At 69.1% G+C, this 19,120-nt stretch carries 17 protein-coding genes; 15 read left to right on the top strand and 2 right to left on the bottom strand.

Annotated features, from left to right (window positions below):
- Positions 1-8 precede the first annotated feature (8 nt).
- The 15 genes from gspD (at position 9) to LXT21_RS17550 (ending at position 16,178) form a co-directional block, all read left to right on the top strand.
- Positions 9-2,618 (top strand): type II secretion system secretin GspD, encoded by a 2,610-nt coding sequence (gene gspD, locus LXT21_RS17620; RefSeq protein WP_254039307.1) that lies wholly within the window; start codon positions 9-11, stop codon positions 2,616-2,618.
- 5 nt (positions 2,619-2,623) lie between these two features.
- Positions 2,624-4,438 (top strand): type II secretion system ATPase GspE, encoded by a 1,815-nt coding sequence (gene gspE, locus LXT21_RS17615; protein ID WP_254039306.1) that lies wholly within the window; start codon positions 2,624-2,626, stop codon positions 4,436-4,438.
- Between the two features lie 40 nt (positions 4,439-4,478).
- Positions 4,479-5,735: a type II secretion system inner membrane protein GspF gene (gspF, locus tag LXT21_RS17610; RefSeq protein ID WP_254039305.1), complete on the top strand. Its 1,257-nt coding sequence runs from the start codon at positions 4,479-4,481 to the stop codon at positions 5,733-5,735.
- A 12-nt stretch (positions 5,736-5,747) separates the two neighbouring features.
- Positions 5,748-5,903, top strand: coding sequence for a hypothetical protein (locus LXT21_RS17605; protein WP_170300454.1), 156 nt, complete (start codon positions 5,748-5,750; stop codon positions 5,901-5,903).
- A gap of 58 nt (positions 5,904-5,961) precedes the next feature.
- Positions 5,962-6,387 (top strand): type II secretion system major pseudopilin GspG, encoded by a 426-nt coding sequence (gene gspG, locus LXT21_RS17600; protein WP_254039304.1) that lies wholly within the window; start codon positions 5,962-5,964, stop codon positions 6,385-6,387.
- A gap of 37 nt (positions 6,388-6,424) precedes the next feature.
- Positions 6,425-6,871, top strand: coding sequence for a type II secretion system protein GspG (locus LXT21_RS17595; RefSeq protein WP_254039303.1), 447 nt, complete (start codon positions 6,425-6,427; stop codon positions 6,869-6,871).
- The gene (locus LXT21_RS17590) at positions 6,868-7,593 is read left to right on the top strand and encodes a prepilin-type N-terminal cleavage/methylation domain-containing protein (RefSeq protein ID WP_254039302.1); all 726 of its coding nucleotides are present in this window, start codon (positions 6,868-6,870) and stop codon (positions 7,591-7,593) included. Before LXT21_RS17595 ends, LXT21_RS17590 begins: the two co-directional genes overlap by 4 nt.
- Positions 7,590-8,501 carry a type IV pilus modification PilV family protein gene (locus LXT21_RS17585; RefSeq protein ID WP_254039301.1) on the top strand — a complete coding sequence of 304 codons (912 nt, stop codon included), beginning with the start codon at positions 7,590-7,592 and terminating at the stop codon, positions 8,499-8,501. The genes LXT21_RS17590 and LXT21_RS17585 overlap by 4 nt, the downstream gene beginning before the upstream one ends.
- Complete coding sequence (locus tag LXT21_RS17580; protein ID WP_254039300.1) at positions 8,498-9,169, top strand: type II secretion system protein GspJ; 672 nt, start codon at positions 8,498-8,500, stop codon at positions 9,167-9,169. Before LXT21_RS17585 ends, LXT21_RS17580 begins: the two co-directional genes overlap by 4 nt.
- Positions 9,169-10,560 carry a type II secretion system minor pseudopilin gene (locus tag LXT21_RS17575; RefSeq protein ID WP_254039299.1) on the top strand — a complete coding sequence of 464 codons (1,392 nt, stop codon included), beginning with the start codon at positions 9,169-9,171 and terminating at the stop codon, positions 10,558-10,560. Before LXT21_RS17580 ends, LXT21_RS17575 begins: the two co-directional genes overlap by 1 nt.
- A gap of 1 nt (position 10,561) precedes the next feature.
- Positions 10,562-12,166, top strand: coding sequence for a pilus assembly protein PilM (gene pilM, locus LXT21_RS17570; RefSeq protein WP_254039298.1), 1,605 nt, complete (start codon positions 10,562-10,564; stop codon positions 12,164-12,166).
- Between the two features lie 2 nt (positions 12,167-12,168).
- On the top strand, positions 12,169-12,723 hold the full coding sequence (gene gspM, locus LXT21_RS17565; RefSeq protein ID WP_223746636.1) for a type II secretion system protein GspM: 555 nt from the start codon (positions 12,169-12,171) through the stop codon (positions 12,721-12,723).
- Between the two features lie 4 nt (positions 12,724-12,727).
- On the top strand, positions 12,728-13,699 hold the full coding sequence (gene gspN, locus LXT21_RS17560; RefSeq protein ID WP_254039297.1) for a type II secretion system protein GspN: 972 nt from the start codon (positions 12,728-12,730) through the stop codon (positions 13,697-13,699).
- A 93-nt stretch (positions 13,700-13,792) separates the two neighbouring features.
- Positions 13,793-15,433, top strand: coding sequence for a sigma 54-interacting transcriptional regulator (locus tag LXT21_RS17555; RefSeq protein ID WP_254039296.1), 1,641 nt, complete (start codon positions 13,793-13,795; stop codon positions 15,431-15,433).
- Positions 15,434-15,668: 235 nt separating this feature from the next.
- Positions 15,669-16,178 carry an RNA polymerase sigma factor gene (locus LXT21_RS17550; protein ID WP_254039653.1) on the top strand — a complete coding sequence of 170 codons (510 nt, stop codon included), beginning with the start codon at positions 15,669-15,671 and terminating at the stop codon, positions 16,176-16,178.
- Between the two features lie 6 nt (positions 16,179-16,184).
- On the opposite strand, the gene LXT21_RS17545 is transcribed toward LXT21_RS17550, so the two are convergent.
- Positions 16,185-16,847, bottom strand: a complete 663-nt coding sequence (locus LXT21_RS17545; RefSeq protein WP_254039295.1) for a high-potential iron-sulfur protein — start codon at positions 16,845-16,847, stop codon at positions 16,185-16,187.
- Positions 16,847-19,024: a S46 family peptidase gene (locus LXT21_RS17540; RefSeq protein WP_254039294.1), complete on the bottom strand. Its 2,178-nt coding sequence runs from the start codon at positions 19,022-19,024 to the stop codon at positions 16,847-16,849. The genes LXT21_RS17545 and LXT21_RS17540 overlap by 1 nt, the downstream gene beginning before the upstream one ends.
- Positions 19,025-19,120 lie beyond the last annotated feature (96 nt).

Here is a 19,120-nt window from a genome sequence, read left to right as displayed (position 1 = left end):
GCTCCTCCATGAAGACGCTCCCGTCCTGGATGCTCTGCCTGTGCCTCGCGCTCGCCATCCCCGCGCAGGCCCAGCGCCGCCCCACCCCGCCCGGCTCCTCCGCGCCTTCCGCGCCCGGTGAGCGGACCATCACGCCCCAGGCTCCCGGCGCCGCCGAGGAAGCCAATCAGGGGCCTCGCCGTACGCCCACGTGCGAGGAGGCCCGGCGCAACGCGCGCTACGGCATCTACTTCGACAAGGTGGAGATCGAGAAGCTGGTGCAGACGGTGGCGGACGCCACCTGCCGCACGTTCATCCTCCCGGAGAACGTCCGCGGGAAGATCTCCATCATCGGCCCGGAGAACGGCCGCGTGGAGGTGGACGCGGACGCGTTCTACTCCGCGTTCCTCGCCTCGCTCGACGCCAACGGCCTGGCGGTCTACCAGTACGGCCGCTTCATGAAGATCGTCGACAAGCGCTCGGCGAAGCAGAACCCCATCCCCACCATCGTCGAGGACGGCCAGCCGTACACCACCAACGAGCAGATGGTGACCAAGCTGTTCCGCATCCGCAACGTGGAGGTGGAGCCGCTGCGCGGCGTGCTGCAGCAGCTGGTGTCCAAGGACGGCGACACCATCCCGTACCCGCCCGACACCATCATCGTGAACGACGTGGGCTCCAACATCCACCGCCTGGAGCGCCTCATCAACCAGCTGGACACGCGCGCCGCCAGCGACGAGCTGCGCGTCATCCAGGTGCAGTACGCCAGCGCCCAGGACGTGGCCGGCACGGTGCAGAAGCTCTTCGAGTCCAAGGGCACGCGCCCCGGCGCCACCCGCCCCGGCAACTTCACCCAGGGCGTGCCGCCCGCGGGTCAGCCCGGGGGTGAGATTGTCGCCCAGCCGTCCCAGGGCGGTCAGGAGTCCGCCGGTGGCCCGGTGACGCTGTCGCAGATCATCCCGGACGAGCGCACCAACAAGCTCATCATCGTGGCCAGCCCCGCCGCGTTCGAGCGCATCCAGGACATCGTCACGCAGATCGACATCCCGTCCGGCACGGGCGGCCGCATCAACGTCTACTACCTGGAGAACGCCAACGCGGAGGAGCTGGCGAGCACGCTGCAGTCGCTCGCGCAGGGCACGGCCAACCGTCCCCGCACGCCGGGCGCCCCCAACCTCCCCCCGGGCATGCCGCGCGGCAACTCGCCCACGCAGGCCGCGGAGCTGTTCAGCGGCGAGGTGAAGATTTCGGCCGACAAGGGCACCAACTCGCTCGTCATCGTCGCCAGCCAGACGGACTACAAGAACATCGTCCAGGTCATCCAGCAGCTCGACACGCCCCGTCGTCAGGTGTTCGTCGAGGCCGTCATCATGGAGGTGAACCTGGACCGCAATGCCGAGTACGGCGTCAACCTGCACAGCGGCTTCTCGCTGCAGACGGATGACGGCGCGGTGCCCGGCCTCATCGGCACCAACAACACCGGCTCGGGCCTGCCCCCGTCGCTGAGCCTGGCGAACCTGGCGTCCTTCGGCGGCTTCCTCGCGGGCCTTCAGGGCCCCGTCATCCCCGCCCTGGAGAAGCTGGGCCTGGACATCCCCGCCTTCGGCGTGGTGCTGCACGCGATGCAGCAGAGCTCCGACGTCAACGTGCTGTCCACGCCGCACATCCTCACCAGCGACAACGAGGAGGCGGAGATCACGGTGGGCCAGAACGTGCCCTTCCAGTCCGGCTTCTCGCCCTCGTCGCTGGGCACGGGCGTGGGCACCGGCGCGCAGGGCGCGGGCGGACTGAACACGTCGCTGCTCGGCGCGCTGGGCGGCCTGGGCTCGCTGTACGCGCCCATCCAGCGTCAGAACGTGGAGCTGAAGCTGACGGTGAAGCCGCAGATCAACGAGAGCGACTACATCCGCATGGTCATCACCGAGCAGACGGAGGAGATCGCCTCCAACGACGCGGTGCTCGGACCGACGACCAGCAAGCGCAGCGCGAAGACGACGGTCATCGCCAAGGACCAGGAGACGGTGGTGCTGGGCGGCATCATGCAGGACCGCACCATCGAGTCCGTCACCAAGGTCCCGGTGCTGGGCGACATCCCCATCATCGGCAACTTCTTCCGCGAGACGACGCGCAAGAAGACGAAGACGAACCTGCTCCTGTTCCTGACGCCCTACATCATCCGGGGCCCCGAGGACTTCCGCGTCATCTTCGAGCGCAAGATGAAGGAGCGTCAGCAGTTCGTGGAGCAGTTCTACGGCCAGGTGCCCGGCTACGACGTGGCGGTGGACTTCAGCCGCAAGCCCGGCCCGCTCTCCAAGATGAACCAGGCCGTCATCCGCGAGCGGCAGCGCGCGGAGAACGGTGGCCCCGGCGTGCAGGGTGAGCGCGTCATCTCGCCCAACGCCTCCACGCCCTCCCGCTCGAACACCCCGGCCGGCCGCTCGGGGAGCACGCCGCCTGGGCGGGGCCCGGCCCCCGTGTCGCCCGAGCCCGAGGTGCGGGAAGCGCCGCTGCCTCCCGCCGGTTCCGAAGAGTCAGCCCCCGCGACTCCGGCGCCGCAGACGCCCGAAGCGCCGGCTCCGGAGTCCACCGGAGACGCGTCGCCCGAGCGCCTGCGCATCCAGCCCGAGACCGGGGAATAGAGCCCATGAACGTGACCGCAGACCCCACTCTCGCCACCGCCGCGTCCGGCGCGGCCCCCGCCCGGAACGACTCCACCCAGGTCGTCTCCCACGGCCAGGCCTTCCTGTGTGGCAGGCCGCTGGGGGAGATCCTCCGCGCGCTCGTCCCCTCGCTCACCGAGGAGAAGCTGCGCGAGGCGCTCGCCCTCCAGGAGGAGAAGGGCGGACGCATCGGTGAGGTCCTGGTGGGGCTCAAGGCGGTCGGCCCCGAGGACGTCGCCAAGGCGCTGGGGCACCAGCTGGACCTGCCCTACCTGGCGCGCATCTTCACCGAAGAGGTGGACGCGGAGCTGGTCAAGCGCATCCCCATCAACTTCGCCAAGCAGGCGCACATCCTGCCCCTGTCCCTGGAGAACGACAGCGTGGTGCTGGCGGTCGCGGACCCGCTGGACACGTCCGCGCTGGACCACGCGCGGCTCTTGTTGGGGCAGAGCATCAGCCCCCGGCTGGCGCTCGACACCACCATCACCGACGCCATCAACAGCGTCTATGACCGCTCCATCAACGAGGCCGAGCAGCTGGTCGACGAGATGGAGACGCAGGACCTGGACGCCATCGCCCACGAGCTGGACGAGCCGCAGGACCTGCTGGACACGGACGACGAGGCGCCGGTCATCCGGCTGGTGAACTCGGTGCTCTTCCGCGCCGCCAAGGAGCGCGCGAGCGATATCCACATCGAGCCCATGGAGCGCGAGCTGCTCGTGCGCTTCCGCGTGGACGGCGTGCTTCAGGAGGTCATCAAGCCGCCCAAGCGCTACCAGAACGCCATCGTCAGCCGCGTGAAGGTGATGGGGCAGCTCAACATCGCCGAGAAGCGCCTGCCGCAGGACGGCCGCATCCGCATCAAGCTGGCCGGCCGCGACATCGACATCCGCCTGTCCACCATCCCCACCACCAACGGGGAGCGCATCGTCATGCGTCTGTTGGACAAGACGGCGACGCTGCTGGACCTGGCGGAGATCGGCATGAGCCAGGTGACGCTCCATTCGATGGAGGCCGTCATCAAGCGCTCGCACGGCATCATCCTCGTCACCGGCCCCACGGGCTCCGGCAAGACGACGACGCTCTACGGCGCGCTGTCGAAGATCAACACCCCGGACCTCAACATCCTCACCGTCGAGGACCCGGTGGAGTACCAGCTCAAGGGGATTGGCCAGATGGCCATCAACCCCAAGATCGGCCTCACCTTCGCGCAAGGGCTGCGCTCCTTCCTGCGCCAGGACCCGGACGTCATCATGGTCGGCGAGATTCGAGACAAGGAGACGGCGGAAATCGCCATCCAGGCCTCGCTCACGGGCCACCTGGTGCTCTCCACGGTCCACACCAACGACGCGGCCGGCGCCGTCACCCGTCTGGTGGACATGGGCGTGGAGCCGTTCCTGGTCGCCTCGTCGCTCACGGGCATCCTCGCCCAGCGCCTGGTGCGCCGCGTGTGCCCGGACTGCCGCGCGCCCTACCAGCCCACGGACGCGGAGCTGAAGGAGATTGGCCACTCGCGCGCATCCTTCAAGGAGCGCTACGGCGTCGAGCGCATCTTCAAGGCCGTGGGCTGCCCCACCTGCAACCGCAACGGCTACCGCGGCCGCACGGGCATCTACGAGTTCCTGCCGGTGGACGACGACGTGCGCCAGCTGGTGCTGAAGAACGTGGACGCCTCCACCATCAAGAAGTCCGCCACGTCCAAGGGGATGATCTCCCTGCTCGAGGACGGCGCGCGCAAGATTTCCCTGGGCGAGACGACCATCGCCGAGGTGCTGAGCATCACCCAGGAGGACATGTAACCGACAGCTCCTCCCTGGGAGGGGCCGGGGTCAATGAGCCATGCCGGTCTTCGAGTACAGAGGTCTCAACTCCACGGGCAAGCAGATCAAGGGCCTGCTGGAAGCCGACTCACCCAAGACGCTGCGTTCCAAGCTGCGCGCCGACGGCATCTTCCTCACGGATGTGCTCGCCCAGGCGGAGGGCAGCCGGGGCGCGGTGTCCAAGGGCGCCAACGCCGGGCAGGTGGCGCGCGACATCGACCTGCGCAAGCTGGGCCGGGGCCGCGTCAACACCGACGACGTTGCCATCTTCACCCGGCAGCTGTCCACGCTGCTGGGCGCCGGCGTCACGCTGGTGGAGTCGCTCACCGCCCTGGTGGACCAGGTGGAGAAGGAGCGCTTCAAGCGCGCCCTCTCCGACATCAAGCAGCGCGTCAACGAGGGCTCGTCCCTGGCGGACGCGCTGGGCCAGCACCCGAAGATCTTCCCCAGCATCTACGTCAACATGGTGCGCGCGGGCGAGGCGTCCGGCGCCCTGGACGCGGTGCTCACGCGCCTGGCCGACTTCACGGAGAACCAGGCCCGGCTGCAGCAGAAGATTCTCAGCACCATGCTCTACCCCGCCATCATGATGGTGGTGGGCGGCGGCATCCTCGTGGCGCTGATGGTGTTCGTCGTCCCGAAGGTGACCAAGATTTTCGAGACGATGAAGGCCACGCTGCCGTTGAGCACGCGGATGCTCATCGCCACGAGCAACTTCTTCCAGGACTGGTGGTTCATCGCCGTCCCGGTGATGGTGCTGTGCGGCTGGCTGTTCATGCGCTGGACGGTGAGCCCCAAGGGCAAGCCCAAGTGGGACCGCTTCACGCTCAAGGCGCCCATCGTCGGCAACCTGGTGCGGCTCTTGTCCATCTCCCGCTTCGCCCGCACGCTGTCCACGCTGCTCAAGAGCGGCGTCCCGCTGCTGGCGGCCATGGACATCGTCAAGGCGGTGATGACGAACACGGTGCTGGCGGACGTGGTGGAGAAGGCCCGCGACTCCATCCGCGAGGGCGAGAGCATCGCCAACCCGCTCAAGCGCTCCGGGGAGTTCCCGCCGCTCGTCTACCACATGGTCGCCATCGGTGAGCGCTCCGGTCAGCTCGAGGAGATGCTCACCAACGTGGCGGACAACTACGAGACGCAGGTGAACGTGCGCATCGGCGCCCTCACCTCGCTGCTCGAACCCCTGCTCATCGTGGTGATGGGCGCGGTGATTGCATTCGTCGCGCTCTCCATCCTGATGCCGATCCTCCAGGTGAACTCGGCCATCCGGTGAGGTGCGACGCCCATGACGAATGAGACGTTAGACCGTTGGATTCAGCGTGTGACGCTGGCGGCGATGATTGCCGTCGCCGCGGCGCTGGTGACGGTGGGGGCCCGGCTGTACGGCCCCCGGGCAGCAGTGCCCCCTCCCGGAGTGGTGGACGTACCCCGGGTCCCCTGACAGGAAGTCCAGAACACGAAGCGGTGGCTTGCCAGAAAGTCACCCCGAGGTGAGAGACATGAACCAGACGACCCAGAACAGCCAGCCGCGCCGCCGCCGCAACCGCCGGGGCATGACGCTCATCGAAATCATGGTGGTCATCACCATCCTCGGCCTCATCGCCGCCGCCGTCGGCGTGGCGGTGATTCCCCAGCTCGAGGCGGCCCGTCGGGACAGGGCCTCCCTGGACATCAAGAACATCCAGGGTGCGCTGAAGCTGTACTACACGAAGAAGGGCAAGTACCCGGACACGTCGGCGGGCCTCAACGCGCTGGTGGAGACGCAGTCGCTGGAGTCGATGCCGAAGGACCCGTGGAACAACGACTACGTGTACCTCAACGAGGGCGGCAAGCCCGTCATCATCTCCTACGGCGCGGACGGCACGGCCGGCGGCGAGGGCAACGACGCGGACATCTCGTCCGCGGACGGGGCCGCCACCAAGTGAAGAACCGGCGCGCCCCGTGTGTTGACAGGACTTGGGTATGAACGAGCAGAGCGCAGTGACATCCCCGACGTCCTCACCCACGGGGAGCGCCCGTCCGAACAGGTCGGGTCAGCTCATCCTGGGCGGCATCTTCCTGGTGGCCACGGTGCTGGCGTTCGTCCTCGTCTACGTGACGGAGGACCGCACGCTGGCACCCGAGCAACGGCGCGCCCGGTCGGAGATCCGCAAGCTGGAGGGCCTGTTCAAGGCGCACCACCGGCTGATGGGCCACTTCCCCTCCAAGGAAGAGGGCTTCACGCCGCTCATCGAGGCGAAGCTCATCGAGGGCGTGCCCAATGACCCCTGGGGCCACCCGTACATCTACTGGATGGACGGCAAGAGTGGCGCCGTGGTCTCGCTCGGCGCGGACGGCAAGCAGGGCGGTACGGGGCTGGACGCGGACCTGAGCAGCGGAGGCGTGCTGGCGGACTGGGGGCAGCCATGAGGTGGAATGCGGCGACACGGCGGCGCTCGGAGCGCGGCCTGACGCTCATCGAGATCTCCATCGCCATCATCATCGTCGCGATGCTGTTCTCCGCGGCGGTGATGGGCATCGGCTCGCTCACCGGCGCCAAGGCCAAGGGCGCGGCCGGCGAGCTGGCCGGCACCATCCGCTCGCTCTACGACTCGGCGGCGCTGCGCGGCAAGACGTGCCGGCTGGTGTTCGAGATTCCGGAGGCCAAGGAGGAGAAGGCCACGCGCTACCACGCCGAATGCGCGGAGAGCGGCGTGACGACGGCGAGAGATCGCGACAACGCCCTGCGCGACGTGAACTCCGAGCGGGACCGCGCCCGGCGCTCCAACCGCGGCGGCGCCAACGGCGAGGAGCGCCGCAGCTACGTGGCCTCGGCCGGGGAGACGGTCAGCGCGCAGGAGTTGATGGAGGCCGAGAAGCAGCGCGTGGAGAGCCAGTCGCGCTTCTCGTCCTTCACGTCGGAGGAGATTCCCCCGCGCGAGCTGCCCTCGGACGTGCGCGTGTCGGTGTGGACGCGCCAGCAGCGCGAGGCCGTGGACAGCGGCGTCGCGTATCTCTACTTCTTCCCGCAGGGCTACACCGAGAAGGCCTACGTGTACCTGAGCCAGGGCGACAACGTCTGGACGCTGGACGTGTCCCCGCTCACCGGCAAGGTGAACATCGTGGGCGAGGCGCTGGAGGTGCCGCGATGAGACAGGCCCGGGGCTTCACGCTGCTGGAGGTCGTGGTGGCGCTCGCCATCCTCGGCCTCGCGCTGATGGCCATCTTCGACCTCAACGCGGGCGCGGTGGCCAACCACGTCTACACCAAGCGCCTCACGGTGGCCTCGCTGCTGGCGCGCTCGAAGATGACGGACGTGGAGCAGCAGCTCTACGACGACGGCTTCACGCCCGACGACGACGAGGAGTCCGGCGACTTCTCCGACGAGGGCTGGCCCCAGTTCAAGTGGAAGGCGCGCATCATCGCGCCCAAGCTGGACGGCGTGTCGCCCGACCAGCTCATCGGCGCGCTCTTCAACCTGCCCATCGGCGGGGACTCGAGCGACCCGATGAGCGGCATCGCCAGCCTCTTCGGCGGCGGAGGCGGCGACAAGGATGGCAAGGGCGGCTCCAGCGGACCGCAGCCCGCCGGCGGCGGCCTGGGCGGCGCGGCGATGGGCATGGCGCAGCCGATGTTCACGCAGATGGTGCAGCAGCTCACCCAGACGGTGCGCGAGGTGCACCTCACGGTGTACTGGCAGGAGGGCACGCAGCTGGAGAGCATCGACCTGGTGACGCACGTGGTGTCGCTCGGGCCGGGCTCGGACAGGAACGGCGGCTTCTCGCCCAACGCCGGTGGCCAGACGCCCGGCGCGGACAACCAGTGGGTGGACCCGGACAGCCCGGGGATGATCGTCCAGAACCCCATCCCCGGCCCCAACGGCGTCATGCTGCATCCGCAGACGCGCAAGCCGCTGATGCGCCGCTCGGAGTGGCTGAACCGCGCCAACGGCGGCCAGCAGGGTGGCCGTGGCGCGGGTGGCATCCTCCCGCCCGGCATGGGTGGTGGGCGTCCGCAGATTCCGAACCTGGGCGGCGGCCTGATGAGGAACGACCGATGACCCGGCGCGCGCGAGGCTTCACGCTGATGGAGGTCATGGTGGCGGTGGCCATCACCGCCCTGATGGGCACGGTGGTGGCCATGGCCTTCCAGACCGGCCTGACGGCGAAGGAGACGGTGGAGGCGGACGCGGACCGCTACCGGCAGCTGCGGGTGGCGATGAACCGCATGTCCCGCGAAATCGGCTCCGCGTACGTCAGCGACAGGTTCGACCTGAAGCGCTTCCGGGACCAGCAGGACCGGCCCAGCAACTTCATCGGGGAGAGCGACCGGCTGCTGTTCACCACGTTCGCGCACCAGCGGCTGTACACGGACGTGAAGGAGTCCGACCAGGCGGTGGTGGAGTACTTCGTGGACGCGTCCGACGACAAGACGGCGCGCGGGAGGCAGGACCTCAAGCGCCGCGTCAACCCGAACGTGGACGACCGCATGGACCGGGGCGGCACCACGGACGTGCTGCTGGAGGGCGTGAAGAAGCTGGAGTTCGAGTACTGGAACTCGGAGCGCAAGGAGTGGGATGACGAGTGGGACACCCGGCGCCCCGAGCAGAAGAGCATCCTGCCCACGCGCGTGCGGGTGACGGTGACGGCGGTGGACGAGACGGGCAAGGAAGCGCGCTACAGCACCCAGACGCGCATCATGTTGAACACGGAGCTACCGAGGTACTGATGCCCCTGCCCTTCCCCAAGCAGACGTCCCGGCGACGTCCCAAGCCCTTCGCCGCGCCGCGCTCCGCGGCCGCGAACGAGCGGCGCTCGCGTGGCGTGGCGCTCATCATCGCGGTGGTGTCCATCGCGCTGCTCACCATCATCGCCACCGAGTTCGCCTACAACAGCCGCGTGGACCTGCAGCTCGCCGCCAACCAGCGCGACGAGGTCCGCGCGTACTACATGGCGCGCTCGGGCGTGGCGCTGTCGCGGCTGCTGCTTCGCTTCCAGAAGCAGGTGGACGCGACGCCCATCCCCAACCCCGCGTCGCTGCTGAGCGGCTTTTTGGGTGGCAACGTGGGCGCGCAGGGCAACACGCCCCAGCCCTCCAGCCTGAACCTCCAGCTGTGGCGGATGGCGCGGGTGGACTGCCACATGCTCAAGGGCCTGGTGAAGAGCGAGGGCATGGACAACGGCAAGGAGGACGCGCCGTCCCTGGACCCGGTGGACGAGGACAACGGGAACTTCCGCATGGACGGCGAGGAGGACCCGGCGTCGAAGGAGATGTCGGCGCAGATGACGCGCCGCTCGTTCGGCGGCTTCGAGGGCTGCTTCCTGTCCACCATCTCCGACGAGGAGGAGAAGCTCAACGTCCACCGGCTGATGGCGGGCGCCGGCGACGCGCTGCCCACCGCGCTGCGCATGCTGGACATGCTCGAGGACAAGCGCTTCGAGTTCCTGTGGGAGCGCGACGACGCGAACAAGGTCCGCAGCACGCCCCAGGACGTGATGCTGGCCATCAAGGACTACGCGGACGACGACGAGACGGGCTCGGCCATCAACCGCAATGACCCGGTCAACCCCATGCCGTCCGGCTTCTCCGACGAGGGCTCGCCCTACAGCCGGTACGAGCCGAGCTACGAGCCGAAGAACGCCCGGTTCGACAGCGTCGACGAGCTGTACCGGGTGCACGGCATCAATGACCAGTTCATGTCGGCCTTCCGTGACAGGCTCACGGTGTATCCGGACATCAACTCACGGCCCAACATCAACACGGATGACCCTGTGATGATGGGGCTGGCCATCATGTCGGTGGCGGACCCGGCGCGGCCGGACCCGCGCTTGAGGGACCCGGTGTTCCTCAACGAGCTCATCACCCGCATCCGCTCCGCGCGCATGTTCAGCTTCTTCGGCATGGCGGTGCAGGACTTCGTGGCGGTGGTGGAGAGCGCCGGCATCGTGGTGAATCCGGCCGTGAAGTCCAACGTGGCGGGCAACCGCCTCATCGGCGACAAGAGTCAGACGTTCACCATCAAATCCGTGGGAGAGGCGGGCAGCGTGCAGAAGACGCTGACCGCGGTGGTCCGGCTGGACGACACGCTGGGCAAGCTCCTGTACTGGAGAGAGGAATAGCATGGCCCGCATTCTTGGCCTCGATTTGGGCAGCCACGCAGTGAAGGGCGTGGTGCTGGAGGCGCGGACGAAGGGACACGCCACCCGGAGCTACGTGGAGGTGCGCCGCGCTCAGGAAGGCGAGCGCGCCGACACCCTGCGCGCCGCGGTGACGGAATTGCTCGGCAAGCTGCCACCGGGCCACGCCGACCAGGTGGTGGTCTCCCTGCCCGGCCCCGCGCTCATCACCCACACGCTGACGCTGCCGTTCTCCGACAGCAAGCGCATCGACGCGACGCTGCCGTTCGAGATCGGCAGCCAGCTCCCGTTCGACATCTCCGAGGTCGTCTACGACTACCAGGTCGTCGGCCAGAAGGACCTGGAGGGCAAGGAGAAGGCGAGCGACCTGCTCGTCGGCGTGGTGCGCACCCAGGAGCTCAAGGCGCTGCTGGAGGTGCTGGAAGAGCTGAAGGTGGACCCGCGCGTCGTCACGCACCCGGGACTCGCCTACCAGAACCTGCTGCAGCAGGCGGCGGGCCTCTTCGAGGGCGCGAACGAGGGCGGCGCGGTGGCCATCGTGGACATGGGCCACGAGCGCACGTCGGTGGCCATCGGCACGCCGGGCACGGGGGTGCGCTTCGCGCGCACGTTCGCCGGGGGCGGCAAGGACTTGAGCAAGGCCCTGGCCACGGAGTTCCAGACGTCGCTGGCGGAGGCGCACCACTGGAAGGAGCAGCACGGGGCGCTGGCCAGCGCGGCGAAGGGGCCGGACGCGGAGCGCGCGGCGGCGGCCTTCACCCGAGGGCTCCAGCCGGTGTTGCGCGAGCTGCGTCCCACGCTGAAGTCCTTCACCGCGCGCACCCGGCAGCAGGTGGGCGCGCTGGTGCTGTGTGGCGGCACCGCGCGCATGCCGGGGCTCGCGGAGCAGCTCTCAAAGGACTTGAACCTGCCGGTGCGCGTGCTGGCGCTGCCCGCGGACACGACGGAGGCCATCGCGGCCGAGGAGCAGCCCACGGCGGCGCAGGCGTACGCGCTCGCGCTGCGAGGCAACGCGACGGGGGCGCGCGCGCCGCGCTTCAACTACCGACGGGGCGCGCTCGCCTTCAAGGGTGACTTCGACTACGTGAAGGACAAGCTGGGCCTCTTGGCGTCCTTCGCGGCGACGCTGCTGCTCCTGCTCATCGCCTTCGGCGTGGTGCGCAACTCGGTGCTGTCGCGGCGCGAGGCGCAGGTGGACGCGGCGCTGTGCGAGACGACGCAGCGAATCCTGGGGCGGTGCGAGAAGGACTACAACCGCGCGCTCAACATGCTCAAGGGCGTGGAGAGCCCCGCGGCGGCGCTGCCGCGCATGTCCGCGGTCAATCTCCTGGCGGAGGTCACCGAGCACGTCCCCCAGGACATCCCGGTGAAGTTCGACCGCATCCAGATTGATACCGAGCGCGTCATCCTCCAGGGGGAGACGGACTCCTCCAAGCAGGTGGACACGCTGTCCAACGCGCTGCGCAACCACGCGTGCTTCAAGGAAGTGAAGCAGGGCAAGGTGGAGCGCACGCGGGACGGACAGAAGGTGACGTTCCGTCTGGACGTCCAGGTGCAGTGCCCCGGGACGGAAGGGGGAGAGAGCTAGTCATGGCCAGACTTCAGGAAGCACTCGCGCCGTTGCAGACGTGGTTCGAGCGGCTCAGCGAGCGTGAGCGGCGCATGGTGGCCATCGCCGGCACGGCGGTGGCGGTGTTCGTGGTGTTCGTGGTGCTGATGACGTTCGCCAACAGCGCGTCCGGCTACCGCAAGCGCACCGAGGACAAGCTGGGCAAGCTGCAGGAGGTGCAGGCGCTGGCGGCCAGCTATCGCGAGGCCCAGGCGTCACGGCAGGCCGTGGAGACGCAGCTGACGTCCAGCAACGTGCAGCTGATTACGTACATCGAGGACAAGGCCACGGCGGCGGGGCTGCAGGTGCCCAACATGACGCCCAAGGGCGACGTGGGCATCGGCGACGGGAAGATCATGGAGAGCTCGGTGGAGCTGACGTTCTCCGACGTGGACCTCCGCAAGCTGACGGACTTCATGCGCACGGTGGAGAGCGGGCCGGGCGTGGTGAAGGTGAAGTACCTGCGCATCGAACCGAGGCCCAACGACACGCTGACGGCGTGGACGACGGTGGCCACCTACCGGATGAAGCAATAGCCCTATGTCCTCTGACTCCAAGCCCGCTCGTTGGAAGGTCATCCTGGGCTACGGCGCGTTCGCGCTCGTGGCCTTCGTCCTCTGCCTGCTGCTCACCTTCCCGTACGAGACGGTGCGCGCGCGCATCATCAGCGAGGCGGCGCAGGCGGGGCTGGCGGTGCGCATCGGCTCGCTGCGGCCGGGGCTGTCCGGTGTCACGGCCACCAACGTGAAGGTGAGCAAGCCGCCCCAGGCGATGAGCGCGGACCTGCTCGGAAAGCTCATCAGCGGCGAGGGCCTCCCGGGCGCCGCGGAGCTGGGCGAGGCGGTCATCATCGACAGCCTGGCGGTGCGCCCCACCCTCTTCCCTCCGGGCGTGGCGGTGCGCGCCCACGCGCTGGGTGGGACGGTGACGGCGTCGGTGGGGGTGCTGGGGGACTCGAAGGTGCGCGCGGACATCGACGGGCTCAAGGCCAGCGGCGGCAACCTGCCGGGCTTCCTCGGCGTGGATCTGGACGGCGTCATCAACGGCACGCTGGCCTTGACGCTGCCCAAGGGGAAGAGCCCGGAGCCGGACCTGTCCCTGGCGAACGGCGAGCTGACGCTCGACACGCAGGGGCTCATCATCAAGGGCGGCAAGGCGTCCATCCCCATGGGGGGTGGCAACTCCATGCCCATGGACCTGCCGCAGGTGGCGCTCGGCGCGCTGGTGGGCCGCATCAACTTCGACAAGGGCCTGGGCACGGTGCAGGAGCTCAAGCTCAAGGGCGAGGACATCGAGGCGCTGGCCACGGGCACGCTGAAGCTGGGCAAGCGGCTGGAGTACAGCGAGCCGGCGATGGACGTGAACCTGCGGCTGGACCCGGAGGCGCAAAAGCGCCTGGGCCTGCTGGCGGCGGGCATCACCATCTTCCCCCCGGACAAGAAGGACCCGAGCTTCCGGGCGGCCAGGCTCGGCGGGTTCCTGAACCGGCCGACGTTCCTGCCCCGGCGGTAGCGGCCGACGGCTCGTGTGCGCCCTTCCCGGGGCGTGGTGGTTGAAGTCAGCGCGCCGGGACGTGTAAAGCGCGGGCGCACAGGAGGGCCGTGGATGCCGGAGCTGGTGTTTTTCCGTCGTGGCGAGGAGGTGTTGAGGGTGGGTGTGGACCGGGCGAGGTTGGTGCTCGGTCGCGGCGAGCAGAGCGACGTCGCCATCCCGGACCCGGAGGTGAGCCGTCAGCAGGTGGCGCTGCTGTGGGACGGCGTGGAGTGCCGGGTGCAGGACCTGTCGGGCAAGGGCACCACGGTGTCCGGCACGTCAATCACGGAGGCGGCGCTGCCGGACGGCGCGGACCTGGCGCTGGGCCAGTGGCGCGCGGTGTTCCGGCTGAGCGGCGGTGGCGAGGGCGCGGACGTGGCCACCGAGGTGGGGCACACCACGTCCATCCAGGCGCGTGACGCGCAGTCCTTGCGCTGGCTGCCCGCCCAGGTGCGCGTGAAGCAGGGGCCCAACGAGACGGTGCACCGGCTCACGGGCGACAGCTTCACGGCGGGCAAGGACGCGGGGTGCGACCTGGTGCTGCAGGATCGCTTCGCCTCCAGCAAGCACCTGAAGGTGACGCGGCGGGACGGGACGTTCCACGTCGTGGACCTGCGCTCGACGAACGGCACGTGGCTGGGGCCGGTGCGGGTGTTCGAGGCGGAAGTGTCGCTGCCGACGACGCTGCGGGTGGGCGAGACGGAGCTGGTGCTCGAGGCGGCGGCGGCGGGCAACCGCAAGGAGCCGACGGCGTTCCACGGCATCATCGGGAGCGACAACGCGGTGAAGGGGCTGTCGGACCTCATCGAGCGGGTGGCGCCCTCCACGGCGGCGGTGACGATTCTCGGCGAGTCCGGCACGGGCAAGGAGCTGGTGGCGCGCGCCATCCACCAGTGCTCGCAGCGGGCCAACAAGCCGCTCATCCCCGTCAACTGCGCGGCCATCTCCAAGGAGCTCATCGAGAGCGAGCTGTTCGGCCACGAGAAGGGCTCGTTCACGGGCGCGGCGAACGCGCGCAAGGGCGCCTTCGAGGAGGCGGACGGCGGCACGCTGTTCCTGGATGAGATTGGCGAGCTGCCGTTGGATTTGCAGGCGAAGCTCCTGCGCGCGCTGGAGAGCGGCGAAATCAAGCGCGTGGGCGCGAGCCGGCCGATGCACGTGGACGTGCGGGTGGTGGCGGCGACGAACCTGGACCTGCTGGCGGCGGCGCGTGAGGGCAAGTTCCGCGAGGACCTGTACTACCGCCTCTGCGTGATTCCGCTGCACCTGCCGCCCCTGCGCAGCCGCAAGGGGGATTTGCCGGCGCTGGCGGACCACTTCGTGAAGCTGTACTCGCCGAGAGGGCAGACGGTGAAGCTGTCCGCGTCCGCGATGGACCGGCTGCAGAACCACGCGTGGCCGGGCAACATCCGCGAGCTGCGCAACGTGGTGCACCGGGCGCTGCTGCTGCGCAAGGGGCCGGTCGTCGACGCGAACGATTTGACGTTCGACCAGGAGATGAACAAGGAGACGGGCATCTCGGTGCCCGAGCTGCCGCCGGGGATGACGCTGGAGCAGATGTTGGAGAAGCTCGAGCGGCAGATCGTCGAGGCCGCGCTGCGCCGGTACAACAACAACCGCGAGCGCGTGGCCCGCGAGCTGGGCGTGGCCCGCTCCACCCTCTTCAAGCGCCTGAAGGACTGGGGCCTGACGAAGCAGGACGAGCAGGAGTAGTCGTCGCGCCCGTGCCTCGGGGACTTCGCGCGAGGCACGGGGCGCGTGCCGCAGCGCCTGGAAAATACGCGCACGGCGAGAGGTTCTCGAAATGGACCATGGCGCCACCCTGCCCTGCAGGGTGAGCTTCGTCGCGTCCGGTGAGAAAAAACCGTCACACAGGCGCGTAGACCCTTTTCGCAGGTGGTTCGTTCCAAGGGAGGTCCCCGCTGGGGTGTCCAGGAGCCCACCCGTGATGCACGCCGCCGCCATCGACCTTCCGCCCCTCACGCAGCTCTACAACGAGCACCGCGCCCGCGCGCTCGCCATCGCCCGCCGCATCGTCGGTGACGCGGATGACGCCGAGGACGTGGTGCAGGATGTCTTCGCCCGACTCGCCTGGAAGTCGCCCGGATACGGCGGGCGCGCCGCGTGGACCACGTGGCTCCACCGCGTCATGGTGAACAGCAGCATCAACTGGCTGCGAGCACGCAAGCGCCGCGAGCGCCTGAGCCACGAGCCCGCCGAGCCCCTCTCTCCCGAGCGGCAGGCCATGGGCACGCAGATGGAGCAGCACTTCACCGCCGCGCTCGAGGACATCAACGAGCAACAGCGCCAGGTCCTCTACCTGCGCGAGGTCCGCGGCCTGACGTACCCCGAAATCGCGCGCCTGCTGCGCATCCCCGAGGGCACCGTGAAGAGCACCCTCCACCGCGCCCGGCAACGCACCTTCGAGCTGCTCGAGGAGCGCGGCCAGCGCCCCTGAAAACAGCTACTCGTCGCCCTTGGCGCCGACGAACTGGTCGCCCTTGTCCTTGAAGAGGACGTTGAAGCTGGTGAGCGAGCCGTACACGCGGGTGATGTAGCTCTGCATCTCCACCTTCTCCGCGTCGGACAGCTTCGGGTGCGCGTTGAGCTTCTGCTCGAGCACGCGCAGCCTGTCGCGCACCATGACGACCTTGTGGAACAGGTTGTCGATGGGCAAGTCCTTCGCCTGCAGCTCGGGGTTGCCGGGGACCAGGCGCACCGTGCCGCCCTCCCACTTGCCCGCGAGCGGCGGCGCATCCGTGAGGCCCGACGCCTCCCGGAAGATGTCCATCAGCTCTTCACGCGTCATGTTCAGCCCATCCAGGTCGATGACTTCGTTGGGGTCCGCCACCCGGCGGCGAATCACCACCGGGGCCACGCTCCGGGCGGTGCGCTCGCGAGTAGGGGACTGCGCCGCCGGGGCCACGGCCGTGCCCCGGGGCGCGTACTTGTCACAGATGGGGGCGGACGGCGGAAACATCCCCCGAGACGACTGGAGCCGGCAGGGCCCCACCCACCCCCGGCGCTCATCTACCGAGTGAGGGCTCCACAACTTGCAGTTGCCACACACCTGCTCTTCCGGCCGGAAGACAGGCAGTGGCAACGAGGTGTCCGCCGGCTCGGTCATCAGCGCGTCTCCCCCGCCACCGGCGGGCCCTTGCGCACGCCCAGCTCCCTCAGCAGCGCGTCCGCGTTCTCCACCTGGTCCAGCATCCACAGCACGTAGCGCACGTCTACGTTCACGTTGCGCGCCACGTCCGGGTTGTAGCCGAAATCGTTGGCCACGTTCTCCCAGACGCGGTCGAAGTTCACGCCCACCAGCTGCCCTCGGCCGTTCACCGTGGGGCTGCCCGAGTTGCCGCCCGTGGTGTCCGCGTCCGCCAGGAAGTTCACCGGGACCTCCTTGAGCTTCTTGTCCGCCCACGCACCATAGCGCTTCGCCTCGGCGACCTTCGAGACGCGCTCGGGCACGTCGAAGGGCTCCTCGCCCGTGTGCTTGGCCAGCATGCCCGACAGCGTCGTCTGCGGCGTGTACACCGCGCCATCCCGGGGCGAGTAGCCCTGCACCTTGGCGAACGTCACCCGCAGCGTCCCGTTCGCGTCCGGCGCCACGGGCTTGCCCGCATGCGCCAGCACCGCCTTGCGCCAGTCGGGCCGCAGCCGCGACGAGGCGCCATCGCGACGGTCCTGCGCCTCATCCAGCGCCTCCTGCTCGCGCGCCAGGTCCAGGCCGAACGCCAGGAGCGGGTCCTTGCGCGCCTGCAGCTGCGCGAGCGTCTCCGTGCCCATCTTCATCCGCTCGGCGAGCGTGAGCACCTGCGTGCCCGCGTACATCGCGTCCACCTTCGCGGCCACGTCCTTCTCCACGAACGTCTTGCCGAAGTGCTTGTCCACCGCCGCGATGCGCTCATCCGCGCCCAGCGCCTGCGCGCGCCGCACGAAGGCCGTGAGCAGCCGCTTCTCCGCGGGCAGGAACACGTTCTTCTGCTCGCGCTCCAGGCGGTCCTTGATGCGCACCTGCTCGCGCTCCATGTATGCCGGGCGGCGCTCCAAATCGGGCTTCGCGCGCTCGGTGGCCAGCCGCGCCAGCGTCACCGCCAGCGACGGGCCCCGGGCGAGCCGGCCCGTGGCGCCGAGCAGGAACTCGCGCTCGAACACCTTCGCGTTCGCCTGCTGCTCGGTGAGCAGCTCCTCGCGGGACTTCAGCGCCCCACCCCACTTCGCGGTGCTCTTCGTCGCCCAGGCCGCCACGTCCGCCTCGGCCTCGCGCTGCTTCTCGACGATTCGCCCGCGCTTGAGGCCCGCCAGCTGCCCGCCCGCGTTCTTGTGCACGTTGTGCAGGCCCTTGAGCGTGGAGGCCACGGCGATCTTCCCGGCCGGGTCCTTGTCGCCCTCCTCCTCGAGGATGCGGATGGCCTCGCCGAACACGTCGCGCATGCGCGGGTAGAGCCGGGACTGGCGCTCCGCCATCTCCTCCGCGAGCAGCGCGCGGTAGGTGCGGCCCGGGTAGCCCAGCACCATGACGAAGTCACCGGGCTTCACGCCCTCGGTGGACAGCGGGAAGAAGAACTCCGCCTTGTAGGGCACGTTCTTGTCGCTGTACGCCGCCGACGTGCCGTCCGGCGCGGTGTACGCGCGGAGGATGGCGAAGTCGCCGGTGTGGCGCGGCCACATCCAGTTGTCCTCCTCACCGCCGTACTCGCCCACCGCGCGCGGCGGGGCGTAGACGAGCCGCGAGTCCTGCAGCTCCACCGCGTCCACCAGCGTGTAGTTCACGCCGCCGTCGAACGTGGACACCTGGCAGCGGGTGGCGGGGCGCTTCTCGCACTCGGCCACCAGCTCCTTCTGCTTGCGCTCGATGGCCTTGAAGCGGGCCGTGTCGTCCGCGCCCTGGGGCACCGCCGCCAGCACCTGCGCCGTCACGTCCGTGAAGCTGCGGGGGACCTGCACGCGCGCGCCCTTGCCGGGCAGCTCGTCCTTGCGCTCCGTGGCCAGGAAGCCCTGGGTGATGAGGTCCCGCTGGGGGGTGCTGTGCTCCTGGATGATGCCGAAGGCACAGTGGTGGTTGGTGATGACCAGGCCCGTGTTGGAGATGAAGGCGCCGGTACACCCGCCCACATTCACGGCGCCCGCGAGCAGGCCGGTGCCGCGCTTGGGGTCCCAAAGCTTCTTGGGGGGCACCTGGAGGCCCTGGGCGCGCAGCCAGGCCGGGTCCAGTTCCAGGACCTGCTGAGGGGTCCACTTCCCTTCCCCGGCGAGCGCCGGGGCAGCCACGAGCGAGAGCAGGAGGAGCGTCTTCTTCATGCCCCATCCCTACCCCGTCCGGCGCCCGCAGGCGACATCCGCCTCACGTCACGACGCCCCGCGGCAAGCCAGGAGTTTCCCGGGAAGAGGGACCCG

Origin of the sequence: Myxococcus guangdongensis (genome assembly GCF_024198255.1) — a bacterium.
Taxonomy (GTDB): domain Bacteria; phylum Myxococcota; class Myxococcia; order Myxococcales; family Myxococcaceae; genus Myxococcus; species Myxococcus guangdongensis.
This window is presented reverse-complemented; position numbering and strand designations above follow the sequence as displayed.

What these genes read in the sequence shown, in the direction of transcription:
- gspD (WP_254039307.1), top strand. Translation starts at nt 9, where the DNA reads ATGAAGACGCTCCCGTCCTGGATGCTCTGCCTGTGCCTCGCGCTCGCC.
- gspE (WP_254039306.1), top strand. Translation starts at nt 2,624, where the DNA reads ATGAACGTGACCGCAGACCCCACTCTCGCCACCGCCGCGTCCGGCGCG.
- gspF (WP_254039305.1), top strand. Translation starts at nt 4,479, where the DNA reads ATGCCGGTCTTCGAGTACAGAGGTCTCAACTCCACGGGCAAGCAGATC.
- LXT21_RS17605 (WP_170300454.1), top strand. Translation starts at nt 5,748, where the DNA reads ATGACGAATGAGACGTTAGACCGTTGGATTCAGCGTGTGACGCTGGCG.
- gspG (WP_254039304.1), top strand. Translation starts at nt 5,962, where the DNA reads ATGAACCAGACGACCCAGAACAGCCAGCCGCGCCGCCGCCGCAACCGC.
- LXT21_RS17595 (WP_254039303.1), top strand. Translation starts at nt 6,425, where the DNA reads ATGAACGAGCAGAGCGCAGTGACATCCCCGACGTCCTCACCCACGGGG.
- LXT21_RS17590 (WP_254039302.1), top strand. Translation starts at nt 6,868, where the DNA reads ATGAGGTGGAATGCGGCGACACGGCGGCGCTCGGAGCGCGGCCTGACG.
- LXT21_RS17585 (WP_254039301.1), top strand. Translation starts at nt 7,590, where the DNA reads ATGAGACAGGCCCGGGGCTTCACGCTGCTGGAGGTCGTGGTGGCGCTC.
- LXT21_RS17580 (WP_254039300.1), top strand. Translation starts at nt 8,498, where the DNA reads ATGACCCGGCGCGCGCGAGGCTTCACGCTGATGGAGGTCATGGTGGCG.
- LXT21_RS17575 (WP_254039299.1), top strand. Translation starts at nt 9,169, where the DNA reads ATGCCCCTGCCCTTCCCCAAGCAGACGTCCCGGCGACGTCCCAAGCCC.
- pilM (WP_254039298.1), top strand. Translation starts at nt 10,562, where the DNA reads ATGGCCCGCATTCTTGGCCTCGATTTGGGCAGCCACGCAGTGAAGGGC.
- gspM (WP_223746636.1), top strand. Translation starts at nt 12,169, where the DNA reads ATGGCCAGACTTCAGGAAGCACTCGCGCCGTTGCAGACGTGGTTCGAG.
- gspN (WP_254039297.1), top strand. Translation starts at nt 12,728, where the DNA reads ATGTCCTCTGACTCCAAGCCCGCTCGTTGGAAGGTCATCCTGGGCTAC.
- LXT21_RS17555 (WP_254039296.1), top strand. Translation starts at nt 13,793, where the DNA reads ATGCCGGAGCTGGTGTTTTTCCGTCGTGGCGAGGAGGTGTTGAGGGTG.
- LXT21_RS17550 (WP_254039653.1), top strand. Translation starts at nt 15,669, where the DNA reads ATGCACGCCGCCGCCATCGACCTTCCGCCCCTCACGCAGCTCTACAAC.
- LXT21_RS17545 (WP_254039295.1), bottom strand. Translation starts at nt 16,847, where the DNA reads ATGACCGAGCCGGCGGACACCTCGTTGCCACTGCCTGTCTTCCGGCCG.
- LXT21_RS17540 (WP_254039294.1), bottom strand. Translation starts at nt 19,024, where the DNA reads ATGAAGAAGACGCTCCTCCTGCTCTCGCTCGTGGCTGCCCCGGCGCTC.